Raw genomic sequence first — 25638 nt, forward strand, 5'->3', positions numbered from 1 at the left:
TTACCTCGACCGGCATAGATGGGTTATGGTAGCTATACGCAGCTAGTCATTTACGGTGAGCTGCTACTACAAGGCAGACCCTGGTGTCACGCACGGAACGGTGGAAGATGCAAGCCTCGTCCCTCACCAGCCGCCTCAAAGCGGGCACGAGCGTGCGGGATTGGCCCTGGTGGCGGCTTCCGCCAATGCTTCGCTGGTACGTCGCGACTCCGCCCGTGCTGGCGCTGATCGCTGTCGGGCTCACCGTTTCCAGGACCGACTGGCGTTTGGCCGACCTGGTTAAATTCCTGCTGCTTGTCTGCTGCGGCATGATCTCCGTGGCCTGCACCCCGCGTATCGCTTATAGCGGCGGGGGCATGACCAGGGATTTCGTCACGGTGTGGGTCCTTCCGGCCGCGATCTTGCTGCCGCCCGTATACGCGGTGCTGATGCCGATACCCTTGCTCGCGCTGATCCAGTGGTGGGTGCACAGGGGAATCGTGTACCGGCGGGTCTTCACGGCCGCGACGATCAGCGTGGGCTACTTCTGCGCGGCACTGCTGTTCCGTGCGTTCCCTGCCTCGATCGCGGGCGGTTCGGTGGGCTCCGGTCTGCACGCCCTGACATGGGCCGCGGTCGTCGCGCTGTGCGAAATCGTGGGCGGCAGGGGGCACCATTTCCTGATCGTCGGCGCGGTCAAGCTATCGGATCCAAGCGCGAAGATGAGGAACCTGGAATGGAATCGCGAGGCGCTGCAGGGTGACTTCGCCGAATTCGACCTGGCGGTCCTGATTACCCTGGTCCTTGCCATTAGCCCGGTCCTCGCGGTGTTCGCGGTGCCCACGGTCCTGCTGGTCAGGCGCTTCATGATGCACGCGCAGCTCCTTGCCCAATCCCGGATTGACGCAAAGACCGGCCTGCTCAACGTCTCCACATGGGAAAAGGAAGCCGAGGGAGAGCTGTCCCGCGCGATCAGGACCCGCAGTCCGCTCGCGATTGGCCTGGTCGATATTGACCACTTCAAGTCGGTCAATGACACGCACGGCCACCTGGTCGGCGACAGGGTACTGCGAGCCGTTGCCACCGCGCTCAGGAGCCAGCTGCGCGACTACGACCGGGCGGGCAGGTTCGGCGGAGAAGAGTTCGTGCTCCTGCTCGCGCAGACCAATGAGGGCGACGCCCGTCGCGTGGCGGAAAGACTGCGCAAATACGTGGCCGCGATGGCGGTTCCGATTGACGACCGGCCTGACGCGCCCCTCGTCCGGCTGACGATCTCCGTCGGGGTGACGGCGATACCCAGCGGGGCCAGCCGGGAGCTCAGTGACCTGCTCGCGGCCGCGGACTCGGCGCTCTACCACGCCAAGCAGACCGGCCGGAACAAGGTCGCCGTGGCCGCGCCCGCCGAGGCCGGCGCCGAGCTGGGCGTCGGCCTCGGCGGGCAGGCGGAGTTTGCCCGGGTGGACCCTGCGGGCCCTTCCTTATGCCCGGCGATATTACTCTCCGTACTCAACAGCGCACGCACAGCGCGCGGACCGGTTTGGGGGAAACCGCCGCCGACGGCCAGCCAGCCTCGGTAAGCTCACTCGAACGCGCCAAAGCCACGTCGTTCCTGCCCGATATCGGGCAGGAATCTTGCCGCAAGACGCCAGGCGCTGCCACACTGATCATCGCCATGAACGACACACACCCGCAGGACCGGCAGGAACCGCGGTACCCGCAGGACCTGGTCCGCCACATCGCGGCGTCCACCGGGCTGCCCGAGGCGATCGCGACGCGAGTGGTGGCAGACATCGCGGCGTACTACGGCGAGACCGTCGAGGTTTTCGTCTGCCGGCGGCACGAGGAGCTCAAGCGCAAGCAGCGCAAGAACGACGAGATCTGGCCGCAGATCGCGGCCGAGCTCGCCACCCGCAGGTTCAGGTCGCCGGAGCTGTCCGGCCGGCAGCTGCGGCGCATCGTCTACAGCTGATGCGGCAAGCCGGCCCGGCACGGCCACGGCGGACCGGAAACCAGCAGGAAACCAGGAAGGGGAGCGCGCGTGTGCGGGATCGTTGGCTACGTAGGTGAGCGGGACGCGGTACCGGTGCTGATCGAGGGCCTGCACAGGCTGGAGTACCGCGGGTATGACTCGGCGGGCCTGGCCGTGGTGCACCGCGGCAGGCTGCAGGTGACCAAGACGGCGGGCCGGGTGCAGGACCTGCGGGAAAAGCTGAAGAGCAATACCAGGGCGACGCTGGGCATCGGCCATACCCGCTGGGCCACGCACGGCGAGCCGAACGAGATCAACGCCCACCCGCACACCGACACCGCGGGCCGGATCGCCGTGGTCCACAACGGCATCATCGAGAACGCCGAACAGCTCCGTGCCCAGCTCCAGGACAGCGGCGTCAGGCTCGTCACCGACACCGACACCGAGGCGCTCGCCCACATGATCGCCGCCGAGCTCGCCGCGGCCGGCGAGTGCACGCTCCAGGACGCCGTCATGCGCACGCTGCGCCGCGTCGAGGGCGCCTACGGCCTGGTCGTGCTCGACATCAAGCACCCCGACCAGCTGGTCGTCGCCCGCAACGGCAGCCCGATCGTGCTCGGCCTTGGCGAGAACGAGATGTTCGTCGCCTCGGACGTGGCCGCCCTGGTGCGCTACACCCGCCAGGTGATCTACCTGGAGGACGGCGAGGTCGCGACGATCCGCGCGGCCGACTACAGCACCACCACGCTCAACGGCGGGCAGGCCGCGAACAAGACCAAGACGCCCACGACGGTCGACGCCGACGAAGGCGACTACGACCTCGGCCCGTACCCGGACTACATGCGCAAGGAGATCCACGAGCAGCCCGACGCCCTGCGCCGCGCGCTGCTCGGGCGCCTTGACGATCGCTTCGCCACGGCGCGACTCGGCGGCATCAACCTCGATGCCCGTGACCTGAGAAGCATCAGGCAGGTCAAGTTCCTCGGCTGCGGCTCGGCGTACTACGCGGGCCAGATGGGCGCCATGGTCGTCGAGGAGCTCGCCCGCATCCCCGCCGACGCCGAGCCGGCCAGCGAGTTCCGCTACCGCTCCCCGGTGGTGGACCCGGACACGCTCTACGTCGCGGTGAGCCAGTCCGGCGAGACGATCGACACGCTGATGGCGGTGCAGGAGCTCAAGCGCAAGGGCGGCCAGGTGATCGGCGCGGTCAACGTGGTGGGCAGCGCGATCGGCCGCGAGTGCGGCCGCGGCATCTTCCTGCACGCCGGGCCGGAGGTGGCGGTCGCCTCCACCAAGGCGCTGACCAACATGGCGGTGAACTTCGCGCTGCTCGGGCTGCTGCTCGGGCGGGTCCGCGACTTGTCCGCCGCCAGCGGCCACCGCGTCGTCACCGGCCTGCGCACCCTCCCCGAGCAGGTCGCGCGCATCCTGGCGAGCGAGGAGGACATCGCGACGATCGCGCACAGATTCGCCGAGGCCGACCACATGTTCTTCATCGGCCGGGTCCGCGGCTGGCCGGTCGCCCGCGAGGGCGCCCAGAAGCTCAAGGAGATCTCCTACGTGCACGCGGAGGCCTACCAGGCGGGCGAGCTCAAGCACGGCCCGCTGGCGCTGATCCAGCGGGACATGCCGAGCGTGGTGATCATCCCGAGCGACGGCCTGGTGGCGAAGAACATCTCCACGATCGAGCAGATCAAGGCGCGCGGCGGCCCGGTCATCGCCCTCACGAGCACCGACATCCCCGAAGGGCTGGCCGACGCGGTCATCAGGATCCCGCGGGCCGAACCGGAGCTCGAGCCGATCCTGCTGAACGTCCCGCTGCAGATCCTCGCCTACCACACCGCGGCGAAGCTCGGCCGCGACATCGACAAGCCGCGCAACCTGGCCAAGAGCGTCACGGTCGAATAGCCGCGCCGCCCGCGTCATCAAAAAGGTGCGGGTCCGCCCCTGCATAGGCCCTTTAGTCATCCCGAACGGACCGTGGCCTTGCCTGGCAGCGCCACGACCGCTGCCGGGGAATGGTCAGCGCCGCTAGGCCGGGCTCAAGGTTCTTAAGCTGGGCAGCGCCAGCACCGCTTCCTCGGCGGTCAGCTCGATGGCCGCCGCGGCGGCCATCGCCTCGATGACCGACTCGGGCAGGGTCTGCTCGCACCACACGACCTTGCCCGTGTGCGTGCGCCGCGCGCCCCAGCGGGCGGCGAGCTGCGACACCACGTGCAGCCCGCGGCCGTTCTCCGCCTCCCTGTCCACCTGCAGCACGCGCGGCAGCGCGGGCGAGGAGTCGTGCACCTCACAGGCAAGGCTGTCGGACTCGAGCACGAGCCGCAGGAGAACCTCGCCGTTGGTGTACTTGATCGCGTTGGTGACCAGCTCGGAGACCAGCAGCTCGGTAACCGGTATGAGGTCTTCGAGGCCCCACCGCTTCAGCGGGTCGCGGATCAGGCAGCGCGCCTGGCCGACGGACGGGAACTCGGGCGCGAGCGTCCAGCAGACCCGCTGGTCTTCGGGGATCCGCCGCAGCTTGGCGATGAGCACCGCGATGTCGTCCCGCTGGGCGTCGGAGTACACGCCGTCGAGCGAGGCCTTGCACAGGTCTTCGAGCGGCGCCTGCGGCGACCCGGGCCCGAACGTCTTCTGCAGCCGGTCGAGCCCGTCGCTGATGTCCCTGTCCTTGCTCTCCACGAGCCCGTCGGTGTACAGGACGAACAGGCTGCCGTCCTCGATGGCGAACCGCGTCGTCTCGACGATCCCGTCGCCGACGCCGAGCGGCGGCGACGGCGTGACCGACAGCAGCTCACTGCGGCCGTCCGGGTGGACGAGCAGCGGCGGCAGGTGCCCGGCCACGGCGAGCTCGCACTCGCCGGTCACCGCGTCGTAGACCGCGTACGCGCAGGTCGCGAAGTGCGGTTCCCGCTGGCCGATCGCGTGCATCAGCTCGTCGAGCTGCTGCAGCGACTCGGCGGGCGGCAGCTCGAGCATCGCCAGCGTCTGGATGGCGGTGCGCAGCCGTCCCATCGTGACCGCGGCCCGCACGCCGTGCCCCGCGACGTCGCCCACGACCAGGGCCACCCGCGCGCCGGGCAGCCTGATCGACTCATACCAGTCGCCGCCGACCTCGACGAGCTTGCTGCCTGGCAGGTACCTGTGCCGCACCTCGACGGAGGACGGCGCGGACAGCCCGGTCGGCAGCATGGACCGCTGCAGCGTGAGGGCCGTGGCGTGCTCGCGGTTGTACCGCCGCGCGTTGTCGAAGAAGATCGCGGCACGGGAGGCGAACTCCATGCCCATCTCCATGTCGTAGGCGTCGAAGCGGCGGGTGCCCGGCTGCCGCACGCAGCAGAAGAACCCGAGCGTGGTGCCCTTCGCGACCAGCGGCAGCATGAGTATCGAGACGTCGGACAGCAAGTCGGAGACCGGCTTGCGCCGCCAGGCCCGCGCGAGCTTGCGCGCCGCGTCCGCGCTGAACGACTGCTCGAGGACGGCCTTGCCCGACTCGATGCAGCGCACGTAGGGCGAGCCGGGCGGGTAGCGCAGGATCTCGCCGGTCGGGAACGCGGCCTGCCAGGCCGGGTCCTTCTGGTCGTGGGCGACGGCGAGCCGCCGCAGCGGGTGGCTGATGTCCGGCCCGTGCGCGGGGAACTCGTTGTCCCCGACCAGGCTCTCGAGCACGAGCAGGTCACCGGCGGTGCAGAACGCGGGCACCAGCCGGTTCATGAGCTTCTCGGCCAGGTCGCTGAAGTCGAGCGTGTCATCGATGCCGGTGAACGTGTCGCGCAGCAGCATGTCGCGCATCAGCGCGGGGTCGACGAACCGCTCGGCGCTCGGCACGGGGATCTGCAAGATGACGAACGCCGCGACGCTGCTGTCCCCGGCCTGCATCGGCTTGGCGGTCACGACGGCCTCGGCGGTTCCGCCGTTGGCGAGGGCGACTGTCAGGACGGCGTTCCCTTCCCGCTCGCTCTTGACGGCCTCAAGCAGCGTCCCGACCGCGTCCCTTTCCTTATCTCCCGAACGAGCCGGGCCGGCTCCCGCGGCCCCGCCATGTGCCTGCGCGGTGATGTCGTTTAGGTGAACTCCGAGCAGGTCGTCGCAAGTGCGTGCCAGAATCTTGGGAGCCGTGCGGTCATGCTGGACGATCCGGCCGGAACGGTCGATTCCGAGGATCAGGGTCCGCACCGACGAGCTCACGGTCACGTTCACCGGCGGTGCCTTTCGGCTCACCCTTCTGCCGGTTGCCACGGGCTGCTCCTGAAGTTTCGTGCACGGTGCGCTCTTGCCAATTATGGGCTACCGCGCGCGGGTGCAAAGAGGAGTTCCGATTCTTCCCCTTTATCAATTATCGTCCAGTATGTCATGGCTTGTGGGCTTCTCCTGTGCTGCCTGGGGCAAGCGACCGCTAGCGCGGCGCGAAACAGCCCTGGTGGGACGGCGAAAACCCGCCCGCTCAGGGGATCGTCCCGCTCAGCCTGGCCGTGGCCAGCGCCGCCGCGAGCAGCACGACGGCCCAGGACGCCGCGCGCAGCGCGCGCTCGAGCGGCTCGAGCAGCAGCCGCGTGCTGACCGGGACCACGCGGCCGTCGGCGAACGTGATCGTGCCCTCGGCGCTGGCGACCCGGCGGCGGATCGCCCGTGCCGGGGCGGACAGCCGGCGCTGCGCGGCGGACAGCGCGAGCGCGCCGGCGCCCGCCAGCAGCGCCGCCACGGACAGGTCCCCGGCCTGCGCCGCGTACCCGGTCAGCGCGGGGAACGCGCCCCAGGCGGCGGCGAAGCCGAGGTCGGTGTGCACGAGCCCGCCGAACAGCTCCGCGTTGTACGCCACGACGAGCACCGGCCCGGCCACCATGAACGGCAGCAGGATCCACCCGCGCGGCCAGCCGATGACGGCGATGCCCGCGGCGCCGAGCCCGAGCGCGCCCGCCAGCCCGAACACCGTCGCCGCCACAAGCAGCGAGCCGGGTATCGACGTGCGCAGCGGCCGCCCCTGCAGTTCGTCGAGCGCGTGCGCGGCGACGCCGACCGCGAGGAAGAACGCCGCCACCGACGCGAGCAGCCTGCTCAGGTACACGTGCGGCGCCAGGCACGCGCCGATCACCACGTAGGACAGGTGCCACGCCGTGTACGGCGGGTGCAGCAGCGTCCACCAGTCCCGCCACGCCCCGGGCCGCGCGGCGTAGAACGCCGGCCGGGTGGCATCGTCGCCCCTGTCATCCACCGGCCCGGGTTCCCCACATGATCAGCCCGCCCCCCAGGCTCATCCGCCGGGTGCCCACGTCAGCGAACCCGGCCTGCTCCCACGCCCGGACGGTCCAGTCGACCGGGTAGCGCCGGTAGTGCCCGGCGATGTTCGGCCCGAGGAACCGCCCGACGCGCCACCAGGCCGGCCCGCCGGCCAGCAGCCCGGCCACGGGCAGCACCAGCCGGGTGTAGGCGACCCACGACGGGTGCCAGACCGGCCCGGCCGGGACGCAGAACTCCAGGCTGGCCATCACCCCGCCCGGCTTGACCACGCGGCCGAGCTCGGCCAGCGTGGCCTGCGGGTCGGTGACGTAGCGCAGCAGGTAGCTGAACGCGAGCGCGTCGAAGGTCGCGTCGGCGAACGGCAGCCGTTCCGCCTGCCCGCCAACGAGCACGATCCGCCCGGCGGCCGGGGACGCCGCCACGTTCGCCGCCCCCCGCCGCAGCATCTGCTCGGTCAGGTCGACACCGACCACGGTCCCCCCCGTCCGCTTGGCCAGCTCGATGGCCACCCCCGCGGTCCCTGACGCGACATCGAGGATGAGCGGCCCGCGCACACCGCCCGCCGCTCCGTTCCCCACCCCCCGCGCGATCGCGGCGACCGTGGCGAGTCGCCACTGTCCGTTCTGATGAAAGGAAAGAATTTCAGCGAGCCGGTCGTAACGAGCGGGCAGCGGCGAGAACAGGCTCCGCGCGAATCGGCTGGCTTCCGTCATGGCGGCTCCCGTAAGGTCGGGTTTCCCCCGTATGTCTACCCCGCGGGGAGCGCGGCACGGATTTTGGCCGCGTATTCTTCCGCCGGGTGCGCGGCGTCGTACGGGTGCCGCGGGCCGAGCCAGAACCGCAGGCCGTCCTTGGGGTTGCGCGGGATCACGTGCATGTGCAGGTGCGGCACCGACTGGCTGACCACGTTGTTGACCAGGATCATCGTGCCCGCCGCGCCCAGCCCGTCTTCGATCGCCCGCTCCAGGCGCTGCGCGGTGATCAGGAATTCGCCTGCGTCCTGCGCGGGCAGGTCGGACAGCAGCCGCAGGTGCGCCCTGGGGACGAGCAGCGTGTGACCGCGGAACAGCGGCCGGTGGTCGAGGAACGCGAGCAGCCGCTCGGTTTCCAGGATCCGCACCGCGTCCGCCTCGCCGCGGATGATCGCGCAGAAGGCGCACGTGTCTGCGGCGGAACCCGGCATGAGCCCGCAGTCTAGCGGCCGTCATGCCAGCCGGCGCCGGCCGGTCAGAACGTGAACACCAGTCGCGCGGGGACCCGGCCGGCCAGCACCTCGCCGAAGCAGGCGTTGACGTCCGCGAGCTGCCTGGGCTCGGCGATGACCCGCGTCCGGCCCGCCGCGTGCAGCGCGAACACGTCGGCGAGGTCGTTGCGGGTGCCGACGATCGAGCCGATGATCGACTTCCCGCTGAGCACGGTGTCGAAGATCGAGAACGTCATCGTGTCGTCGGCGGGCAGCGCCACGCAGGCGAGCCTGCCGCCCCGCCGCAGCGACGCGTAGGCCTGCTCGAACGACCGCTCGGCGGCCGCGGTGGCGACCGCGACGTCGGCGCCGCCGAGTTCGGCGATCGCCTTGACCGGGTCATCGGTCCTGGCGTTGATCGCGTAGTCCGCGCCGAGCTCCCTGGCCAGGTCGAGCTTGGCGTCCTCGACATCGACCGCGATCACGCGGGCGCCGAGCACTCGCGCGTACTGCAGCGCCAGGTGGCCGAGCCCGCCGATGCCGAAGACCGCCGCGGTCTCGCCTGGCTGCAGCCCGGCCACCTTGATGGCCTTGAACGTGGTGACGCCGGCGCAGGTGAGCGGCGCCGCCTCGAAGGACGAGATCGAGTCGGGGACGCTGACGACGTAGCGGTCGTCGGCGACCGCGTACTCGGCGTAGGCGCCGTCGACCGAGTAGCCGGTGTTGCGCTGCTCCTCGCACAGCGTCTCCCAGCCGCCGATGCAGTAATCGCAGTGCCCGCACGCGTACCCGAGCCAGGCGATCGCCACCCGGTCGCCGGCCTTGTGCAGGGTGACGCCTGGGCCGGTCGCGACCACCACGCCGACACCCTCGTGGCCGGGGACGAACGGCGGGTGCGGCTTGACCGGCCAGTCGCCGTGCGCCGCGTGGATGTCGGTGTGACACAGGCCGGAGGCCTCCATCTTGACGAGCACCTGGCCCGGTCCTGGGTCGGGGACCTGGAGCTCGCGGATTACCAGGCTGGCACCGAGCTCAGGGACGACCGCTGCCTTCATCGTGGGCATGTTCGCTCTCCTTGTGGCCGCGCGTGATACTTAGCATGTTGTAGTCCTGAGGCAACGGTCCGTGACTATCGTCAGGCGGCCGTGCCCCCGCGGGCGAAGGTCCCGGGCGCTCCCCCTTACTGCCGCTGTTCCCCCGGGCCGGTCCGGTCACACCACAGGCTGCCGGGGAGATGGCCGGCGAGGTCGCCGGCGTGCGGCCTTGGGACGTTTCCTGCCGCTACTGCGACAGCGTCGTGTCCTGCGCCGCGACCTTGACGACAACGCCCTGGCTGTCCACAGCCACGCCCGTGATCTGCAGCCCCGCGGGCAGCTTCGGGACGTTGATCACGTAACCGGGGAGCGAGCCGATGAGCGAGGCGGCGATGCCGCTCAGGCCCGCCATCCGGACGGTGAGCTGGTTCGCCCCGGTCTGCACGATGTCCGCGGTGGCGGTGAGCGGGCCAAGGCTGACGTTCGCGGCGTTCGGCCCGGCGGCGGGGTCCGCGGTGATCGTGATGCCCTGCGCGCCCGCCGCGTTCTCCAGCGAGGCGAACGTGATCAACGCGGTGCCGGAGATGTGGTCGATCGTGACGCTGCTGAAGCCGGAGTTGAGGTGGACGCCGGTCGCCGTCGCGGTGATGCTCGAGATGTCCAGCTTGTCCGCCTGGACGTTACTCGCGCTGATGTCGATCGTCGCGATGTCGTGCTCGGCGACCTGGGTGAGGAAGGGGAACCCCTTGATCGTCACCGAGGGCCTGGCCGACAACCCCGACGACGCCTGGAGCTTTTCCGCGATTATGTTCTGCGCGTACGCGCGCGCGACCTGGTCGGCGACCACGAACGCCACCGCCAGCACGGCGAGCGTGACGATGAGCGCGATCCACCGCCGCCCCCGCCGCCGGCGCCGCGGGGCGCGCCCCGCGGCGCCGGCGTAGCCTGGCTGCTCTTGCGGGCGGGCGGTGTACCGGGGCGGCTGCGTCGGCCACCCGGCCTGCTGCTGCTTCGGGTACTCGCTCACCTAAGCCCCTCTCGCCGCTGCGCTCCACCATCGTTTATACCGGCGGACAGGGACTACCCGGGGCCGTGCCAGCATCACGGCCCCGATGATCAGGATGAGCTCGGCTGGGTCAGCGGGACGTTGTTGGCCGCCACCGACACCGTCAGCCCTTGCGGCGTCACGGCGAGGTGGGTGATCTGCAAGCCCTCAGGGAGCTTGGGAATGCTGAACGAGAACGGGCCAAGCGAGCTGAGCAGTCCGCCGAGCAGGCTTCCGCTGTTTACCACCTGAACGCTGATCGTGCTCGGCCCCGTCTGGGTGACGGTCGCCACCTCGGTGTCGCTGAGCGGCCCGATGCCGGCGGTGATCTTCACCTGGTCCGGCCCGTCCTGGGACAGGGTGATCCCGGTCCCCGTCCCGGCGCCGAAGCCGTCGGCCAGGTCCGCGAACGACACGAACGCCGTGCCGCTGACGTGGCTGGCCGTCCCGCCGTTGAACGACGAGTTGATGTGCAGGCCGGTCACCGTGGCCTTGATGCTGGTGATGTTCACCGGCCCGGCCGGGACCTCGCTCGCCGAGATGTCGACCTGGCGCAGGTCGTGCGCGATCAGCTGGGTGAGGAACGGGAAGCCCGTGATGTCGACCGACGGCTTGACGGGGAAGCCGTTCTTCACGAACTGATCGGCCATCTCGTTCTCGGCGACCGCGTTGGCCACCCGGTCGCCGATCACCAGCAGGATCAGCACCACGATCAGGGTGAACAGGGCCATCACCCAGCGCCGGCCGCGGTGCCGGCGCCGTGGCCGGCCGTCCGGATAGCCCGCCTGCCCGCGGCGCCCTTGCGGCAGCTGCCCGCCGGGCATCGCGCCGGGTCCCGGCTGCGGCGGCCAGCCAGGTTGCGACGGGTACTGCTGCGGCGGGTACTGCTGCGGCGGCCAGTCGCCCGGCGGGGGAGCCTGTCCCACCCCGGCGGGCTGCCCGGGCTGCCCGGGCTGGTCCGGCCAGCCCCCCGGCTGGAACCCCTGCGGTGCCTGCTGGGCTGGCTGGTCGCCCCATCCTGGCTGCTGGGCTGGCTGGTCGCCCCATCCTGGCTGCTGGCCTGGCTGCTCCGCCTCGGCGGCCTGGGCGGCCGGCTCAGCCGGGGTGAACGTCGGCGCAGCCGGAGTGAAAGACGGCCGCGGCGGCGGTGGCGGGGGCCAGTCATCCTGCCGCGGCTGTATCGGCCGGGTCGGCGGCGCCGACCCAGGGGGAAGTTCCGGCTCTTCAGCGGAGTCGGAACCGGCCGACGCCGGCGGAGTCGCCGACTGGCTCGGGTCTACGCTCATTTTCAGCCCCCAGATCTTGTCAACTGCCGCCGCATTCGCGTATCGATTGATATCGACGTCCCGATTTAAACGTCTCCCTCGCAGTTATAGTTCACCAGATTCCGGATTTCACGCCCGAGCCCTAGACTCAAGGGGATACGGCAACCCCATGCCCCCCGAGCGATCGCAACACGGCTGTAAACGGCGCAAGGTGACCGCAACCGGATGACGAAGCCGGCCGCCCTCGACGCGGTCGGCGACGGTGCCGGACTAACACGACGGCGAGCTGGCGCACAGCCAGCACACCAAGAATACGAAGCAAACGCAACCAAACAACGGGGCGTAACGAGCGGGAGGGGAATCCGGCGGTGGGTAATCAGGTGGCACCGCTGCTGGTACGGACAAGGCGCTCTGATCACCGGCTTGACAGCGGGACAGAATACCGGATTGGGCGTGATCCCGCGGCTGACATCGTGCTGACCGACTCGCGGGTGTCCTGGCGGCATGCGGTCTTGCGAACGGATGGCCAGTCCTGGGTGCTCGAGGACCTCGGCAGCACCAACGGAACCTTCGTCGGCGCCGAGCGCACCGACCGAGTCGACATCCGGTCCAACTGCGTGGTAAGGCTCGGCAACCCCGACGACGGGCCGGTGCTGAGGTTCGAGCCGCAACTGCCCCCGGAGCCCCCGCCGCCGCGGCCGGCGGCGGTACCGGCGAACCTCGACCACCTGCCGAGCGTGGACCGGCGGCCCACCGCCCGCCTCCCGCTGCCCGCCAAGGTCATGAGCATCGGCCGCACCCCGGACAACGACCTGGTCGTCTCCGACCTTGGCGTGTCGAGAAAGCACGCCGAGCTCAGGAAGTCCCCAACCGGCCGGTACCAGATCGTCGACCTGGGCAGCCACAACGGCACGTACGTCAACGGCGCCCGCGTCGACGCGGCCGAAGTCAGCGAGCAAGACATCATCAGCATCGGCCACGCCACGTTCCGGCTGGCCGGCGGCGAGCTGCGGGAGTATGTCGACGACGGCAACGTCACCTTCGAGGCACGCGACCTCCTCGTCCGTGTGACCGACGGCGGGAAGGCGAAGATCCTGCTGCAGGGCGTCACGTTCCCGCTGCCCGAGCGTTCCTTCCTCGCGGTCATCGGCCCCGCGGGAGCCGGCAAGACCACGCTGCTCAACGCGCTGACCGGGAAGAAGTCGGCGAGCGAGGGCGTCGTGCTCTACGACAACCGTGACCTGTACAAGAGCTACGACGAGCTGCGGCACCGGATCGGGCTGGTGCCGCAGCAGAGCGTCACGCACGACCAGCTCAGCGCGAGGGCGGCGTTTGGCTACGCCGCCGAGCTCCGCTTCCCATCCGATACGGGGGCAGGCGAACGGCGCCAGCGCGTCGAGGAGGTGCTCGCCGAGCTTGAGATGACCCAGCATGGGGACACCCGGGTCGACCGTCTTTCCGGCGGCCAGAACAAGCGGGTCAACATCGGCCTTGAGCTGCTGACCAGGCCGAGCCTGCTCTTCCTCGACGAGCCGACCTCGCCGCTTGATCCGCACCTGAAGCGCGAGCTCATGGAGCGGATGCGCAAGATGGCGGAAAGGACGGCGGAAAAGGGCCAGACGGTCGTCGTGATCACGCACGACGTAGAGGCGAAGCTGCTCGACCTGTGCGACCGGCTCCTCGTGCTGGCCCCAGGCGGGACGATGGCGTACTTCGGGCCGCCGCAGGAGGGCCTGAAGTACTTCGGGAAGTCCGACTGGGCGGACGTCTTCAAGGACTTCTCTGACGATCCGCGGCGCGACTGGATGGGGGAGTTCAGGAGTTCCAAGGACTACGCCGGGTACGTGGAAGCGCCGCTGAGCGTCCGCCCGCCGCAGGCGCTGCCGCCTGGGGCGCAGCAGCGAGGGGAGGCGGCGCCGTCGCACCAGCGCGGTCGCGTGAAGCAGGCGTCCACGCTGGCGCGGCGCTACGCCCGGGTGATGTCGGTCGACCGCGGCTACCTGATGTTCACGGCCCTGCTGCCGCTGATCCTCGGAGTGCTTGTCCGGGCGACGTCCGGCGGCGGTCTCGGCGCCGGCGGACCGCACGGTAACGCCAGCGCGCAGCTGGCGCTGCTGATCATGGTGATGGCCGCCTGCCTGTCCGGCATGGCGAACTCGGTCCGCGAGATCGTCAAGGAACGCGAGATATTCGAGCGGGAACGCATGACGGGGCTCTCCGCCGGCGCGTACCTGGCCTCGAAGGTGCTCGTCCTGGGCCTGGTCAGCGTGATCCAGACGGTGCTCATCGTCGTCATCGGGCTCGCCGGCAAGGGCATGCCGCCGCACGGCGCGGCGATCGGGCCGGCGTTCCTTGAGATACTGGTCGCGGTCGCCGTGCTCTGCCTGGTCTCGATGCTCGTCGGCCTCGCTGTGTCCGCGCTGGTCACCAAGTCCGAGCAGACGATGCCGGCGCTGGTGGTGGTCACCATGGTCCAGGTGGTGCTCTCCGGAGGCGTGATCGCGCTAGGCGGCATCGCGGGCTACTTCTCCGACATCGCCCCCGCCCGCTGGGGCCTGGCCGCGCTCGCCTCAACGGTCGACCTGAACAGGATCAACCCGCCGGGCAGCCATCCCTTCGACGCGCTGTGGACCCACTCCGCCAGCCAGTGGCTGACCGACATGGTCTGTCTGCTCGCCATCGGCGTGATCTCCCTGGGCGTGGCCCAGTGGCGGCTGGCCAAGACCGGCCCGGGGCGCCGTAAGTAGGCTGGGCTGCCCCCCTGCCAGTCCGGCGCGCCTTGCCCAGGCTGGGAACACGCCCGCCCGGCCGGGTCTTGTACTAGTCCGTGAGCGTATCGGTCCCGCCCAGGCTGGTCGTCAGCGCCGTGTTCGTCGCGTCGATGTTCATGAACATCATGGACGCCACCGTGGTGAACGTGGCACTGCCCACGCTGAGCCGGCACTTCGCCGTGCCGGTGGCGTCGGTGAGCGGGGTGGTGAGCGCGTACCTGGTGACCCTGGCCGTGGCGATGCCCGCGTCCGGCTGGATCGGGGACCGATTCGGCGCCAGGCGCGTGATGCTCGTCGCGATCGGCCTGTTCACCGCCGCGTCCGCCCTGTGCGGGGTGGCGACGTCGCTGCCTGAGCTCATCGCGTTCCGCGCGGTCCAGGGGTTCGGCGGCGGGCTGCTCATCCCGGTGGGGATGGCGATGCTGTTCCGCACGTTCCCGCCGGCCGAGCGGATCCGGGCGAACCGGCTGCTGATAGTGCCCACACTGATGGCGCCGGCGCTGGGACCGGTGATCGGCGGGCTGCTTGTGGACGGTCTGTCCTGGCGGTGGATCTTCTACATCAACCTGCCGGTCGGAGTCGCGGCGCTGGTATTCGGCGCCCTGTTCATGCCGGGCGGCTCCGAGCACCGGCCTGGCCGGTTCGACCTGCCGGGCTTCCTGCTGGCCGGGTTCGGCTTCCCGCTGTTCATGTTCGGCCTGTCGACGGGCGCGTCGTCCGGCTGGGGATCGCCGTCGGTGCTCGGCACGGGCGTAGCCGGGGCGCTGCTGCTCGTGCTGTTCGTGCTCGTCGAGCTGCGGGTCGGCGAGCCGATGCTGCGGCTGCGGATTTACTCCGATCGCCTGTTCCGGGTCACGAACCTGCAGCTGACGTTCGCCGGCGCGGGGTTCGTCGGCACGCTGTTCCTCGTGCCGCTGTTCTTGCAGAACGGCCTGGGGTTCAGCGCCCTGCACTCGGGCCTGTCGACGTTCCCCGAGGCGCTCGGCGGGATGGCGGGCGTGCAGGTGACCACCCGGCTGTACAAGCGGGTGGGGCCGCGGCGGCTGATGGTCGCCGGGATGTGCGGCACCGTGGTGACCATCGCCGGGATGGGGTTCGCGGGCCCGGGCGACGCGGCGTGGCTGATCCCCGTGCTGATGTTCTGCACGGGGTGCTCGTTCGGGTTCGCGATGTCGCCGTCGCAGGCGGCGGGCATGGCCACCGTGTCGGCGGCGCAGACCGGGCAGGCGTCGACGCTCCTGAACACCCTGCGGCAGGCCGGGGGAGCGGCCGGGGTCGCGCTGCTGGCCACCGTGCTCGGCGCCACCCGGCCGGGACCTGTCGACCTGGCCGGCTACCGGATGGCGTTCGCCGCCGCGGCGTGCCTGATGGCTTTCGGCGTGCTGTTCTCTGCCCTGGTCCATGACGCCGACGCCGCGCCGACGATGGCGGACGGTCCGGGGGACCTCGGCGGCCAGCCGGTCCCCGAGGCGGCCTGACCGTGGCTGCGGCTACCCTGACGCCGTGACTACAGCCGACGGTTCCGCTCTTTCCCTCGCGCTCGCGCGCGCCATGCTCAGCCGGTTCCCGCTCATCGACGGGCACAACGACCTGCCGTGGGAGCTGCGGGAGAAGTTTGGCGGCGACGTTGGGGCCGTCGACCTGACGGCGGTGGTCGCCGGAACGCACACCGACATCCCGAGGCTGGTCGCCGGCGGGGTGGGCGGCCAGTTCTGGTCGGTCTTCGTGCCGGCCCGGCTAGCCGGCGAGGCGGCGGTGATCGCCGTGCTTGAGCAGGTCGACCTGGTGCACCGCCTCGTGCGGCGTTACCCGTCCCGCTTCGAGCTGGCCACGACCGCGGACGACGTGGCGAGGGCGTTCGCCGCGGGGCGGATCGCCTCGCTGCTCGGAGCCGAGGGCGGGCACTCGATCGGCGGGTCGCTTGGCGTGCTCCGCTCGCTGTACGCGCTCGGCGTGCGGTACCTGACGCTGACGCACAACTCGAGCGTCGGCTGGGCGTCCTCGGCCACCGACGACGTCGTCCCTGGCGGCCTGACCGACTTCGGCCGCGAGGTCGTCAGACAGATGCAGCGGCTGGGAATGCTTGTCGACCTGTCGCACGTCGCGCCCGTCACGATGCACGCCGCCCTGGACGTGGCCCGGGCGCCGGTGATCTTCTCGCACTCCTCGGCGCTCGCGCTCTGTGACAATCCGCGCAACGTGCCCGACGAGGTCCTGCTGCGACTGGCGGTCAACGGCGGCGTGTGCATGGTCACGTTCGTGCCGTTCTTCGTCTCGCAGGAGTGCAACGACTGGTTTGGCGGCCTGCGCGCCGAGGTGGCCGCACGGGGGCTCGACCCGAGAGACCTGTCGGCCGTCTACGCGGTCAAGGGCGACTGGGCGGCGGCGCACCCGGAGCCCGCCGCGACCCTGGCCCAGGTAGCCGACCACGTGGAGCACGTGCGGTCGGTCGCCGGAATCGAGCACGTCGGCCTGGGCGGCGACTTCGACGGCACCCCGAACCTCCCGGCCGGCCTGCACGACGTCTCCCGCTACCCCGCCCTGTTCGCCGAACTGCTCCGCCGCCGCTGGTCCGAAGCCGACTGCGAGGCCCTCGCCGGCGGCAACATCCTGCGGGTCCTGCGCGCGGCGGAGTCATTCGCCGCCGCGGACGAGTGAGCCGCGCCCCGGGGGGCGCGCTAGCCCGCGCGCTAGCCGTCGCTAGCCGCCCGCCTTCCGCACCGCCGACAGCAACTGGGAGGCCGCCCGCAGTGCCGACCGGATTTCCTGCAGATAACTGCGCCCGCTGAAGACCGTGCCAGGCAGGAAGGAGCTGGCCGCGTCCACCCCGCAGCAATAGACGCCGCAGCCCCGCTCGATGCCCAGCACCTGGAGGGCGCCGAACTGCTGGTACGGCACGTAGATCTGGGTGGTCAGCAGCAGTACCCGGTCCCCGTGGCCGATGCCGTTTTCGCTGGCCCAGAAGCGCAGCTGGTCCACGGTGTTCACGCGCCTGCCCGGATCGCTGGACGGCGCGATGAGCACCTGGATGCCCGGCCACGCGTACCGTGCCCACGCGGACCACAGTCGGTCGTCCCACGCACCGGGTCGCGGTCCCGACTCTTCCGACTTGCGCGGTTCCCCGAGCCCGAAGGCCTGCCTCGTCGCTGCCAGCACGACGTCGGCCTCGTCGAGCTGTTCCCCGAATCCGAGCGTCGCGGCCTGTTCGGGTTCGGCGCCGCCGAGTTCCCTGTGCCCGCCCAGGACAGTCACGGAATCAGCGTGCAGGCCGTCCCTGACCAAGGCGGCCGCGTGCCTGGTACGGTTCACGCACGCGCGCACCAGGCCGGACAGGACCAGCAGCGTGGTGAACGTCACGTCTGGTACCGGGGTCGCCCGGACGAGGCCAAGCGCGTCCGCCGCGGCGAGTACCAGTTCCTCGGCGACGAGGTGACCGTTCACCTCGGCGGCGTCCGCGCCGATGAGGTTTCGCTCAACGCCGCCTCCGCGTCCGCGGAAGTCCCACTCATCCGATAGCGCCGCCAGGCGGTCGAGCAGTTCTCCCGTGTCCCGGCCGGCTGGCCACTCCCAGCCGGACGCCCTGGCCAGGGCTCGCATCGGTGCCGAACTCGCCCACTCCCGTAGTGATGGATCCAGGCGCGCTGCCGTGAGCTCGCCCGGCGGGAGCGACGGCAGCGGCACCCGCTCGAAGCGGATTCCCTCGGTCACGTGCCGATGCTACGCGCCATGCCGGAGTCTGCGCGTGCCGCGACAGCCCACGCGAACGCACCGAGCGCACCACGCGTCAATGGTTTACTTGTTTCGCGTGACAAAACAATATCTGTGGGGACAGTGCGGGCCTTTTCAAGGTAGGGAAGACTCTGCACTGAACGCCCCAGTATGGCCGACGCGGGCCAGGGCCGTTTCGAAACGGGGATGGATTCGATGCCTGAGACATGGCCTGACTGGCCCGTTTTCTGGGACAACCCAGGCGAGCACGCGAGGGAACTGGCACGCTACGTCGACACCACGCAAACCTGGCGCCTGGTTCCGGTGAATTGCTTTTCCCCGTGGTACGGGCCGCAGGCGGGCAGCGAGCGGGCAGAGCTCTTGTACGAAGAGCTGCGGTCCAGGCGGATCCCCTACTCTCATGAACCGTGGAATCCGGTCCCGTTCGGGCCGGAGGAGCAAGCCCGTTATGGCGGCGCCGGCACGCTGCAGCGCGTGCGCGGCCCAAACGAGACCATTCAGGGACCTGCGACCTGCCTGGACCTCGCCTTGGTGTTCGCGGGAATGGCGATGTGCGCCGACATGCGGCCGTTCATCGCCCTGCAGTCGGCACCTGTGCTGCACGCGCTTGTCGTCTTGCCCATTCAACGGGCTCGTTCCGTGCAGGGTGACAAAGTTCCCGATCCGCCCGGCTTTACCGAACGCCCGGGTGAACCGGGTGTCTGGGATCCGGCGCCGGACGGTTCGTCGTTCGCCGGCGACGGCAATTGGCTAGTGATCGACGTCTCCCTCGCCGCCCGTAACCCTCCGTTGTCGGGCATGCCCCTGCCGGAAATTGGCGCGCCGTTCAGCGCGGCGAAGCGCGAGGAACTGGACTTGCCGGGCATGGAGGGGGCTTCCCGGAATTCGACCCTTGTTGATGTCGACCGTGTCCGGCGGACGCCCCTTGAGCCTTATGTCCCGCCTGTCGGGTCGGCCGTGCCCGCGATATACGGATACCTTCCGACGTTCCCGTCGTTCATCGACTACCCGACGCGACAGGAGCTGCTGGCGGACCTGCACGATGTAGTGGGCGCGGCGCTGCCCCCCGCGACGATCGTCCTGCACGGAGAACCGGGACGCGGGAAGAGCATGCTCGCCGCCCGGCTCGCGGTCGCCGCCGACCACGGCTGCGGATGGTTCCTCAACGCCACAGACGACAAGATCCTCACCAGGTCGCTGGCCCAGGCCGAAAACCAGGAACTGGGCAAGCGAGCGGGCCTCGCCGGCCCCGCGATGCACGGCGAGGGCGTAGACGCGATCGAGGACCGGGGGCTAGCGTCCGCCGCCCTCAGGCGGCTCAGCGAGACCGGCCAGCCGTGGGTGGTCGTGCTCGACAACTGCGACAGTCCGCCCGGCCTAGCGGGCCTGCGCGGCCTGATTCCCCGGCCGCGGACGAACGGTCAGGTCGTGATCATCACGACGAAAGACCCGGACTGGGCGCGCCTGGGCGAGAGCTCAGGGTGGAAGGTGCGCGAGCTGCCACCGCTCGGACAGCCAGACCTTGAAAAGCTCGGCCTTGCCAGCCAAACGGGCAGCGCGGTGTATGGCACCCCGCTGATCACGCAGGCCGTCGTGGCGCTTCGCGAGCGGGCCGCGGTAACGCTCCCCGCGCAGCCGGGCACCGACGGCCCCGGGCTGGTCTGGCATTTGCTGCGCATGTCGCAGCATCGTTGGCCGGCCATCGGCGAACTGGCGCGGCTGCTCGCCTGGTGCCCGCCCGAGCCCATCGACGCGGACTTGCTCGGCGAGATCGGCGAGCGCGGCGATGGCGAGGCAGTCGGCCGGCGTCTCGCGGAGCTGTCCTTCGTGTCGCCGTCGTTCAATGCCGGACGGCTGACGGTCCAGATGCACAGGCTGTTCGCTGCGGCTGTGCGACGCCAGACGTGGCATGACAACCCGGAGATGGCCATCGGCGTGATCAGCCGCCTGCTCTCGGCCGAACAGGGTCGAGCTACCTTTATCGCCGCCGCGGACAGCAAGGCCCTTGGGCGGCTGGAACACGGGGATGAAGCAGGCGAGCCCGGTGATGTGCCGCGAGCGGCCGCCAGCGCGGATCCGTCCACGGCGGGGCTGCTGTGGTACAACCTTGGACACATCCGGGAGCGGCGCGGTCCCGTCGCCGGCTCTGACCCGCACTTCGACAAAGCCCTGCAGCTGCTGGACCCCGAACAGTACCCGTGCGAGGTGGCGGAGAGCATGATCGGGCGCGCCCGGGTCGTCTACCAGAACGCCCAGTCGTCTGCTGACCAACTGACCCAGGCTCGTGCGCAGGTCGCAGCGGCCCGGGACCTCCTCGCTCCGCTAGCTGACTCGAGCGCCAGGGAACTCCGGGAGCAGGGAAACGCGCTGTCCTGGCTCATCGCGCGGCGGATCGCCGGACGTGAGCGGAACCCGCGAAAGCGGGCGGGCGAGCTGGCCGAGGTGATAGAGCAGCTCTGGCTGTCTTATGAGGCGCGGTTGCGTCTGATTCGCGGCGCGGATGCCGCCATCGAACGCGGCGCGCCGCCGGCGCCCAGCGATGACCTGAGCGCCGAACGTGCGTACTACAACCTGTCAGGCACCTACCTCGAACTCGCCAAGGTCCACCACGAGCTAGCGGAGGTCGAGCCGCCCGGCTCGGAGCGGCGCCGGGAGCTACTGACGCTGGCGAGCGACGATCTGGTCAACTCGCGTACTGTCTACCAGCACGTACGGCGGCTCCGGGAGATACGGTACCGAGGCCAGCCGCATCCGCACCTCGCCGCCTGCGTGCAGGGCGAGGCGTACGTGACCTACTACCGCGCCATCCTGCTTGGCGAGCACGGCGCGCTGATCGACTCATTCGAGCTCACCGCGGAGGCGATGCGGCAGCGGCAGATAGTCGCTGGCGGCCCCGACAGCCCGGCCGTGCTGACCAATGGCGATGTCCAAAAGTCAGGCCAGTTCATGCTGAAGGTGGCTATCGCGATGCTGTTCGCCGGTAGTTCGCGGCCCTCCTCCGGCGTCGAGAACGTGATGGACGTAACGCGCGAGGCACTGGCGGAGACCTTCAGCCGGGTGAGCTGGCCGGGTCCAATCGAGCTGCAGGGGAGACCCGATGGCAGAATCTGACTGGGGTATGCCGGTTGACGCGCTGATAGCCGAGGTCAAGAACGCGCTCGTGCTGGCGGGAGTGACAAACGCGAACCCGGCCGCGGACCTGCGGGTGAGCTCAGTCCAGTTGATCCTCAACGTGGTCGCGACGACAACCGATGGTGTCAAGGTGAACTTCCGCGTGCCGTTCATCGGAGCCGACGTCGGCATAGGCAGCACGCACACGCAGCACGACACGCACACGATCGACATCACCCTGGTACCGCCGAGCCAGCTCACGTCCAGGGCCGCTCGCTCTAGCGGCGACTTCCCCCGCGTGCTGGTCGCGGCCATCGGCCGGGTCCGGCAAACGGTGGTCAGTGCGGCAGGGGGCGAGGACCCCTGGGCGCTGTCGACCGCGACCGTCGACATCTCGTTCGGCGTCACCAGGGACGGCAGCATCTCGGTGGGCGTCGAGGGCGGCATGACCAGCGAAACCACCAACACCCTGCGGCTTACCCTGGCCCCGGCGTAGCCTCGCGCTCATCACCTGCCGCCGCCAGGTCCGGTACTCTTGCGGCGTGACGGCACGAGCGCTGAGCAGCCTGGGGAGGCGGAGCTGATGGCGGCACCGGCCGAAGTCACGTCGGAGCTTCGTCGGCGGGCGGACCTGGATGTGCTGACCTGGCCGGCGTTCGACGGGCTCGACCTCGACGTGCTGGTGACCACCCGGATCGGCGGAGTCTCATCAGGACCGTACGCGTCGCTCAACCTCGGCTTGCACGTCGGCGACCAAGGCGAAGACGTGCTTGAGAACCGCAGGCGCGCTGCGGTCGCGCTCGGGGCGGACCTGCGCGACATGGTCTTCTGCGACCAGGCGCACGGCCGCGAGGTGCGCGTCGTCTCTGCCGCCGACCGGGGACGAGGCTCGCTCAGGCTGGACGACGCGATAGCCCAGACAGACGCGCTGGTCACTGCGGAGCCCGGCGTCGTTCTCGTGGTCATGGTCGCGGACTGCGTGCCGATCGTGCTCTACGATCCGGTGGCGCACGTGCTTGCCTGCGTGCACGCCGGGTGGCGCGGCACGGTGGCGCGGGTCAGCGAGGCGGCGGTGGCGGCGATGCGCGGACTCGGGGCCAGCCCGGAGAACGTGATCGCCGGGCTGGGGCCTGCGATCTCGCCCGACCGGTACCAGGTGGGCGCGGACGTGGTCGGGGCCGCACAGCGGAACCTCGGCGGTGGGGCCGCCGACGTCATCCGCCCGGACGGCACGGGCAAGTGGCTGTTCGACCTGTGGGCCGCCAACCGGATCGTGCTGCGCGCGGCGGGCCTTGCCGACGAGCACGTCAGCGTGGCCGCTACCCCCACGGGAACCGCCGGAACTGGCCTGTTCTTCAGCGACCGCGAGGTCCGGCCATGCGGCCGGTTCGCCGCCGTCGCGCGGCTGCGCCCCCGGGGCGGCTAGTGGACGACTCAGCTCGCCGCGGAGACGTCTTCCGCTACGAGTCTTACCTGGTCGACGAGGCGGCGGGCCTGCTCTCCTGCCGCTACAGCGTCGACGGGCGGGGGTTCGAGGAACGGTTCGCGCTGACCCCGGCCGGCCGATGGAACTCCCCGGCCGCGCGGGCGGCCGGCCGCCTGGTGTTCCTGCTCGCGGGCGTCTCCTACTACAAGACGGCCGCCCCGCCCGTCATCGACCTCGGCGAGACCGCGGTCACCGACACCGAACGCGGCTTCCTGCGCGAGTACTACCTGCAGGGCCTTGGCGAGTTCGGCTTCCAGAACAGGATCGACCTGACGTCGCTGCGCGTCGAGGGCCCGGTCGCCGCGGCCGCGGCGCCGGAGTCGGCGGGTGGCGGTGGGCAGCTGCGGGCACTCGTGCCGTTCGGCGGCGGTATCGACTCGATCGTCACTGTGGAGCAGGTCCGCCAGCGCGCCGACGCCGCCCTGTTCGTCGTGAGCAGGCCGGGGGACAGGTTCGCGGCCATCGAACGCCCCGCGGCGGTCACCGGCTTGCCGGTTATCCGGGCCGATCGCGAGATCGATCCGCAGCTGCTTCGCTCGAAGGAGCTCGGTTTCCTCAACGGGCACGTGCCGGTGACGGGGATCCTCTCCGCCGTCGCTGTCCTGGCGGCCGTGCTTGCGGGCCGGGACGCCGTGGTGATGTCCAACGAGTGGTCGGCGTCCATTCCCACGCTCGAAGATCGCGGCCGCCCGATTAACCACCAGTACTCCAAGAGCGAGTCGTTCGAAGCGGGATTCCGCCGGGTGCTCGCGGCGGCCGGCGCGGGACTTCCCGAGTACTTTTCGCTGCTCCGGCCCCGCACGGAGTTGTGGGTCGCGCGGAAGTTCGCCGGCCTGAAGCGCTACCACGACACGTTCCGCAGCTGTAACAGGGCCTTCCATATCGACACGACGCTGCGCCTTGACCACTGGTGCGGGCACTGCGACAAGTGCTGCTTCATCGACCTGATCCTCGCGCCGTTCCTGCCGGTCGCCGAACTGGAGAAGATCTTCGCCGGCGGAGACCTGCCGCCCGCCCCCGGCAGTCGTGAGCCGCTGGCAGATCCTGCGCAGGCGGACAGGTTCCGCGCGTTGCTCGGCACGTCCGCGGGCGATAAGCCCTTCGAGTGTGTCGGTGAGATCGGCGAGTGCCGCGCGGCAGCCCTGCTCGCCGCGCGGCGTGCCGACCGGGCCGACTGCAAGCTGTTGCAGGAGCTCGCGGCCGAGGTGGCGGCCCTGCCGGACGCTCCATCGCCCGCCGCGTCGGCGGCCATGCTGCGTCCAGTCGGCGCCCACTTCATCCCCGCCGCCTTCAGCCCCGAGGACCTGCTGGCATGACGACGACGGGACGTCCGAAGCTCGCCTGGTCGGACCTGCGCGGCGCGCGGGCCGGCGTCTGGGGCCTCGGCCGCGAGGGCATGGCCAACCTCCGCAAGCTTCGCTCGATGGGCATCGAACCTGTGCTCGTCGACGACAAGCCGGGCGCGGATCTCATCGATGGACTGCCGCTGCTGGCGACTGGCGGGGATGGCCTCGCGGCACTGTGCGGCTGTGACGTCGTGGTCAAGACACCGGGGATCAGCCGCTACCGTCCCGAGGTGGCCGCCCTTGCCGAGCGCGGCATCCCCGTGGTGGGCGGACTGGGGCTCTGGCTGCAGGAGGCCCCGCTCGAGAAGATCGTCTGCGTCACCGGTACCAAGGGCAAGAGCACTGTGACGTCGGTGGCCGGCCACCTGCTGAACGGACTCGGGTACCCGTGCATGATGGGCGGGAACCTCGGCTCGCCCCCATACGATCCGCAGGCATCCGCCGGGCCGTGGGATTACTGGGTGATCGAGGTCTCCAGCTATCAGGCGACCGACCTTGCCTGCTCGCCGCCGGTCGTCGCCGTGACGTCGCTCAACCCTGATCACCTGCCCTGGCACGGCGGCGTCGACCGGTATTACGACGACAAGCTGTCCGTGTGCTCGCAGCCCGGCGCGGACCTGACGGTCGCCAACGGCGACGCCGCCCTGATCCGCGAGCGCGCAGGCCAGCTCGGGCCCCGGGTGGAGTGGGTATGCGCGACGGATGAACCCGGCGCCACCTGGATGGATCCGCTAGGGCTGCTCGGCGCGCACAACCGGCGTAACGCGCTGATCGCGCGGCGGTGCCTGGTGGCTCTCGGCGTTCCCGAGGCCGCCGACGACGACGCCCTGCGCGGTGCGGCGCAGGGATACCTCCCGTTGCAAAGCCGCCTGCAGATCATCGGCGACCTCGCGGGGGTGACGTTTGTTGACGACAGCCTTTCTACCAACGTCCTGCCGACGGCCGCCGCGCTCGAGGCGTTTCCAGGCCGCCGGGTGGCGCTGATCGTGGGCGGCGAGGACCGCGGCATCGACTACACGCCGCTCGCGGAGGTACTTGCCGGGCGGACTGCCCAGACGTACGTCCTGACGCTGCCCGACAGCGGACCGCGCATCCGCGCGGAGATCGAAAAGGCACTGGACGGCCGATCAGGCGACAGGGTGGCCGGCGTGACCGACTGCCCCGACCTGGACGCCGCCGTGGCCGCGGGGTACGGCTGGGCTCGCCCGGACGGCATCGTGCTGCTCTCCCCGGCCGCGCCGAGCTTCGGCCGCTTCCGCGACTACCGCGACCGCGCCGAGGCTTTCGCCAGCGCGATGCGCGCCTGCGCCCGCACGCCGTAACGACCCTCCGCGAGCGATTTGCCCGGATTGCGGTAGTCAGTCCCGCTTGAGGTTGCCGCGCGTGCTGGCCCCGCCGCCAATAGCCGCCGGGATCGTACCGGCCTGGAACCGCGCGGAACGGACAATCGCGATTGCCCGACGAGGCCGGGGGGCGGAGGAT

19 protein-coding genes are annotated in these 25638 nt (G+C 70.4%); 11 read left to right on the forward strand and 8 right to left on the reverse strand.

Annotated elements, in window-relative coordinates; all coding sequences use genetic code 11:
* Nucleotides 1-185: 185 nt before the first annotated feature.
* The 3 genes from Q1N79_RS10375 (at nt 186) to glmS (ending at nt 3856) form a co-directional block, all read left to right on the forward strand.
* Nucleotides 186-1556, forward strand: a complete 1371-nt coding sequence (locus Q1N79_RS10375; protein ID WP_300607468.1) for a GGDEF domain-containing protein — start codon at nt 186-188, stop codon at nt 1554-1556.
* A 95-nt stretch (nt 1557-1651) separates the two neighbouring features.
* A complete protein-coding gene (locus tag Q1N79_RS10380; protein ID WP_300607471.1) occupies nt 1652-1948 on the forward strand; it encodes a hypothetical protein in 297 nt (98 codons plus the stop codon).
* 69 nt (nt 1949-2017) lie between these two features.
* Nucleotides 2018-3856, forward strand: coding sequence for a glutamine--fructose-6-phosphate transaminase (isomerizing) (gene glmS / locus Q1N79_RS10385; protein ID WP_300607474.1), 1839 nt, complete (start codon nt 2018-2020; stop codon nt 3854-3856).
* A 123-nt stretch (nt 3857-3979) separates the two neighbouring features.
* Here the strand turns inward: glmS and Q1N79_RS10390 are convergent, their stop codons facing one another.
* The 7 genes from Q1N79_RS10390 to Q1N79_RS10420 all read right to left on the reverse strand — a co-directional run bounded on the left by Q1N79_RS10390 (nt 3980) and on the right by Q1N79_RS10420 (nt 11734).
* Nucleotides 3980-6148: a SpoIIE family protein phosphatase gene (locus tag Q1N79_RS10390; RefSeq protein ID WP_300607477.1), complete on the reverse strand. Its 2169-nt coding sequence runs from the start codon at nt 6146-6148 to the stop codon at nt 3980-3982.
* A 244-nt stretch (nt 6149-6392) separates the two neighbouring features.
* Entirely contained in the window at nt 6393-7160 is a 768-nt protein-coding gene (locus Q1N79_RS10395) for a hypothetical protein (RefSeq protein ID WP_300607479.1), read from the reverse strand.
* A complete protein-coding gene (locus Q1N79_RS10400; protein ID WP_300607482.1) occupies nt 7153-7899 on the reverse strand; it encodes a class I SAM-dependent methyltransferase in 747 nt (248 codons plus the stop codon). Before Q1N79_RS10400 ends, Q1N79_RS10395 begins: the two co-directional genes overlap by 8 nt.
* Before the next feature lie 35 nt (nt 7900-7934).
* Nucleotides 7935-8369, reverse strand: coding sequence for an HIT family protein (locus Q1N79_RS10405; RefSeq protein ID WP_300607485.1), 435 nt, complete (start codon nt 8367-8369; stop codon nt 7935-7937).
* A gap of 44 nt (nt 8370-8413) precedes the next feature.
* The gene (gene adhP / locus Q1N79_RS10410) at nt 8414-9433 is read right to left on the reverse strand and encodes an alcohol dehydrogenase AdhP (RefSeq protein ID WP_300607488.1); all 1020 of its coding nucleotides are present in this window, start codon (nt 9431-9433) and stop codon (nt 8414-8416) included.
* Nucleotides 9434-9650: 217 nt separating this feature from the next.
* A complete protein-coding gene (locus Q1N79_RS10415; RefSeq protein ID WP_300607490.1) occupies nt 9651-10430 on the reverse strand; it encodes a DUF2993 domain-containing protein in 780 nt (259 codons plus the stop codon).
* 89 nt (nt 10431-10519) lie between these two features.
* Nucleotides 10520-11734: a DUF2993 domain-containing protein gene (locus Q1N79_RS10420; protein ID WP_300607493.1), complete on the reverse strand. Its 1215-nt coding sequence runs from the start codon at nt 11732-11734 to the stop codon at nt 10520-10522.
* 359 nt (nt 11735-12093) lie between these two features.
* On the opposite strand from Q1N79_RS10420, the gene Q1N79_RS10425 reads away from it, so the two are divergent.
* The 3 genes from Q1N79_RS10425 to Q1N79_RS10435 all read left to right on the forward strand — a co-directional run bounded on the left by Q1N79_RS10425 (nt 12094) and on the right by Q1N79_RS10435 (nt 17142).
* On the forward strand, nt 12094-14460 hold the full coding sequence (locus Q1N79_RS10425) for an FHA domain-containing protein (protein ID WP_300607497.1): 2367 nt from the start codon (nt 12094-12096) through the stop codon (nt 14458-14460).
* Between the two features lie 80 nt (nt 14461-14540).
* Entirely contained in the window at nt 14541-15962 is a 1422-nt protein-coding gene (locus Q1N79_RS10430) for an MDR family MFS transporter (RefSeq protein ID WP_300607500.1), read from the forward strand.
* Between the two features lie 25 nt (nt 15963-15987).
* Entirely contained in the window at nt 15988-17142 is a 1155-nt protein-coding gene (locus tag Q1N79_RS10435; RefSeq protein WP_300607503.1) for a dipeptidase, read from the forward strand.
* Nucleotides 17143-17184: 42 nt separating this feature from the next.
* Here the strand turns inward: Q1N79_RS10435 and Q1N79_RS10440 are convergent, their stop codons facing one another.
* Nucleotides 17185-18192 (reverse strand): hypothetical protein, encoded by a 1008-nt coding sequence (locus tag Q1N79_RS10440; RefSeq protein ID WP_300607506.1) that lies wholly within the window; start codon nt 18190-18192, stop codon nt 17185-17187.
* A gap of 216 nt (nt 18193-18408) precedes the next feature.
* Between Q1N79_RS10440 and Q1N79_RS10445 the strand changes: the two genes are divergently transcribed.
* The 5 genes from Q1N79_RS10445 to murD all read left to right on the forward strand — a co-directional run bounded on the left by Q1N79_RS10445 (nt 18409) and on the right by murD (nt 25478).
* Nucleotides 18409-21324, forward strand: coding sequence for an ATP-binding protein (locus tag Q1N79_RS10445; protein WP_300607509.1), 2916 nt, complete (start codon nt 18409-18411; stop codon nt 21322-21324).
* Nucleotides 21311-21820 carry a trypco2 family protein gene (locus tag Q1N79_RS10450; protein WP_300607512.1) on the forward strand — a complete coding sequence of 170 codons (510 nt, stop codon included), beginning with the start codon at nt 21311-21313 and terminating at the stop codon, nt 21818-21820. Before Q1N79_RS10445 ends, Q1N79_RS10450 begins: the two co-directional genes overlap by 14 nt.
* An 87-nt stretch (nt 21821-21907) precedes the next feature.
* Nucleotides 21908-22750 carry a peptidoglycan editing factor PgeF gene (pgeF, locus tag Q1N79_RS10455; protein WP_300607515.1) on the forward strand — a complete coding sequence of 281 codons (843 nt, stop codon included), beginning with the start codon at nt 21908-21910 and terminating at the stop codon, nt 22748-22750.
* The gene (locus tag Q1N79_RS10460) at nt 22750-24126 is read left to right on the forward strand and encodes a hypothetical protein (RefSeq protein ID WP_300607518.1); all 1377 of its coding nucleotides are present in this window, start codon (nt 22750-22752) and stop codon (nt 24124-24126) included. The genes pgeF and Q1N79_RS10460 overlap by 1 nt, the downstream gene beginning before the upstream one ends.
* Nucleotides 24123-25478, forward strand: coding sequence for a UDP-N-acetylmuramoyl-L-alanine--D-glutamate ligase (gene murD, locus Q1N79_RS10465; RefSeq protein WP_300607521.1), 1356 nt, complete (start codon nt 24123-24125; stop codon nt 25476-25478). The genes Q1N79_RS10460 and murD overlap by 4 nt, the downstream gene beginning before the upstream one ends.
* Nucleotides 25479-25638: the final 160 nt, after the last annotated feature.

This window comes from Trebonia sp. (assembly GCF_030042015.1).
GTDB lineage: Bacteria > Actinomycetota > Actinomycetes > Streptosporangiales > Streptosporangiaceae > Trebonia.

Bases quoted from the DNA above. Each gene is read 5' to 3' on its own strand.
- Q1N79_RS10375 (WP_300607468.1), top strand. From the start codon at position 186: ATGCTTCGCTGGTACGTCGCGACTCCGCCCGTGCTGGCGCTGATCGCT.
- Q1N79_RS10380 (WP_300607471.1), top strand. From the start codon at position 1,652: ATGAACGACACACACCCGCAGGACCGGCAGGAACCGCGGTACCCGCAG.
- Q1N79_RS10400 (WP_300607482.1), bottom strand. From the start codon at position 7,899: ATGACGGAAGCCAGCCGATTCGCGCGGAGCCTGTTCTCGCCGCTGCCC.
- Q1N79_RS10405 (WP_300607485.1), bottom strand. From the start codon at position 8,369: ATGCCGGGTTCCGCCGCAGACACGTGCGCCTTCTGCGCGATCATCCGC.
- adhP (WP_300607488.1), bottom strand. From the start codon at position 9,433: ATGCCCACGATGAAGGCAGCGGTCGTCCCTGAGCTCGGTGCCAGCCTG.
- Q1N79_RS10420 (WP_300607493.1), bottom strand. From the start codon at position 11,734: ATGAGCGTAGACCCGAGCCAGTCGGCGACTCCGCCGGCGTCGGCCGGT.
- Q1N79_RS10445 (WP_300607509.1), top strand. From the start codon at position 18,409: ATGCCTGAGACATGGCCTGACTGGCCCGTTTTCTGGGACAACCCAGGC.
- Q1N79_RS10450 (WP_300607512.1), top strand. From the start codon at position 21,311: ATGGCAGAATCTGACTGGGGTATGCCGGTTGACGCGCTGATAGCCGAG.
- pgeF (WP_300607515.1), top strand. From the start codon at position 21,908: ATGGCGGCACCGGCCGAAGTCACGTCGGAGCTTCGTCGGCGGGCGGAC.
- murD (WP_300607521.1), top strand. From the start codon at position 24,123: ATGACGACGACGGGACGTCCGAAGCTCGCCTGGTCGGACCTGCGCGGC.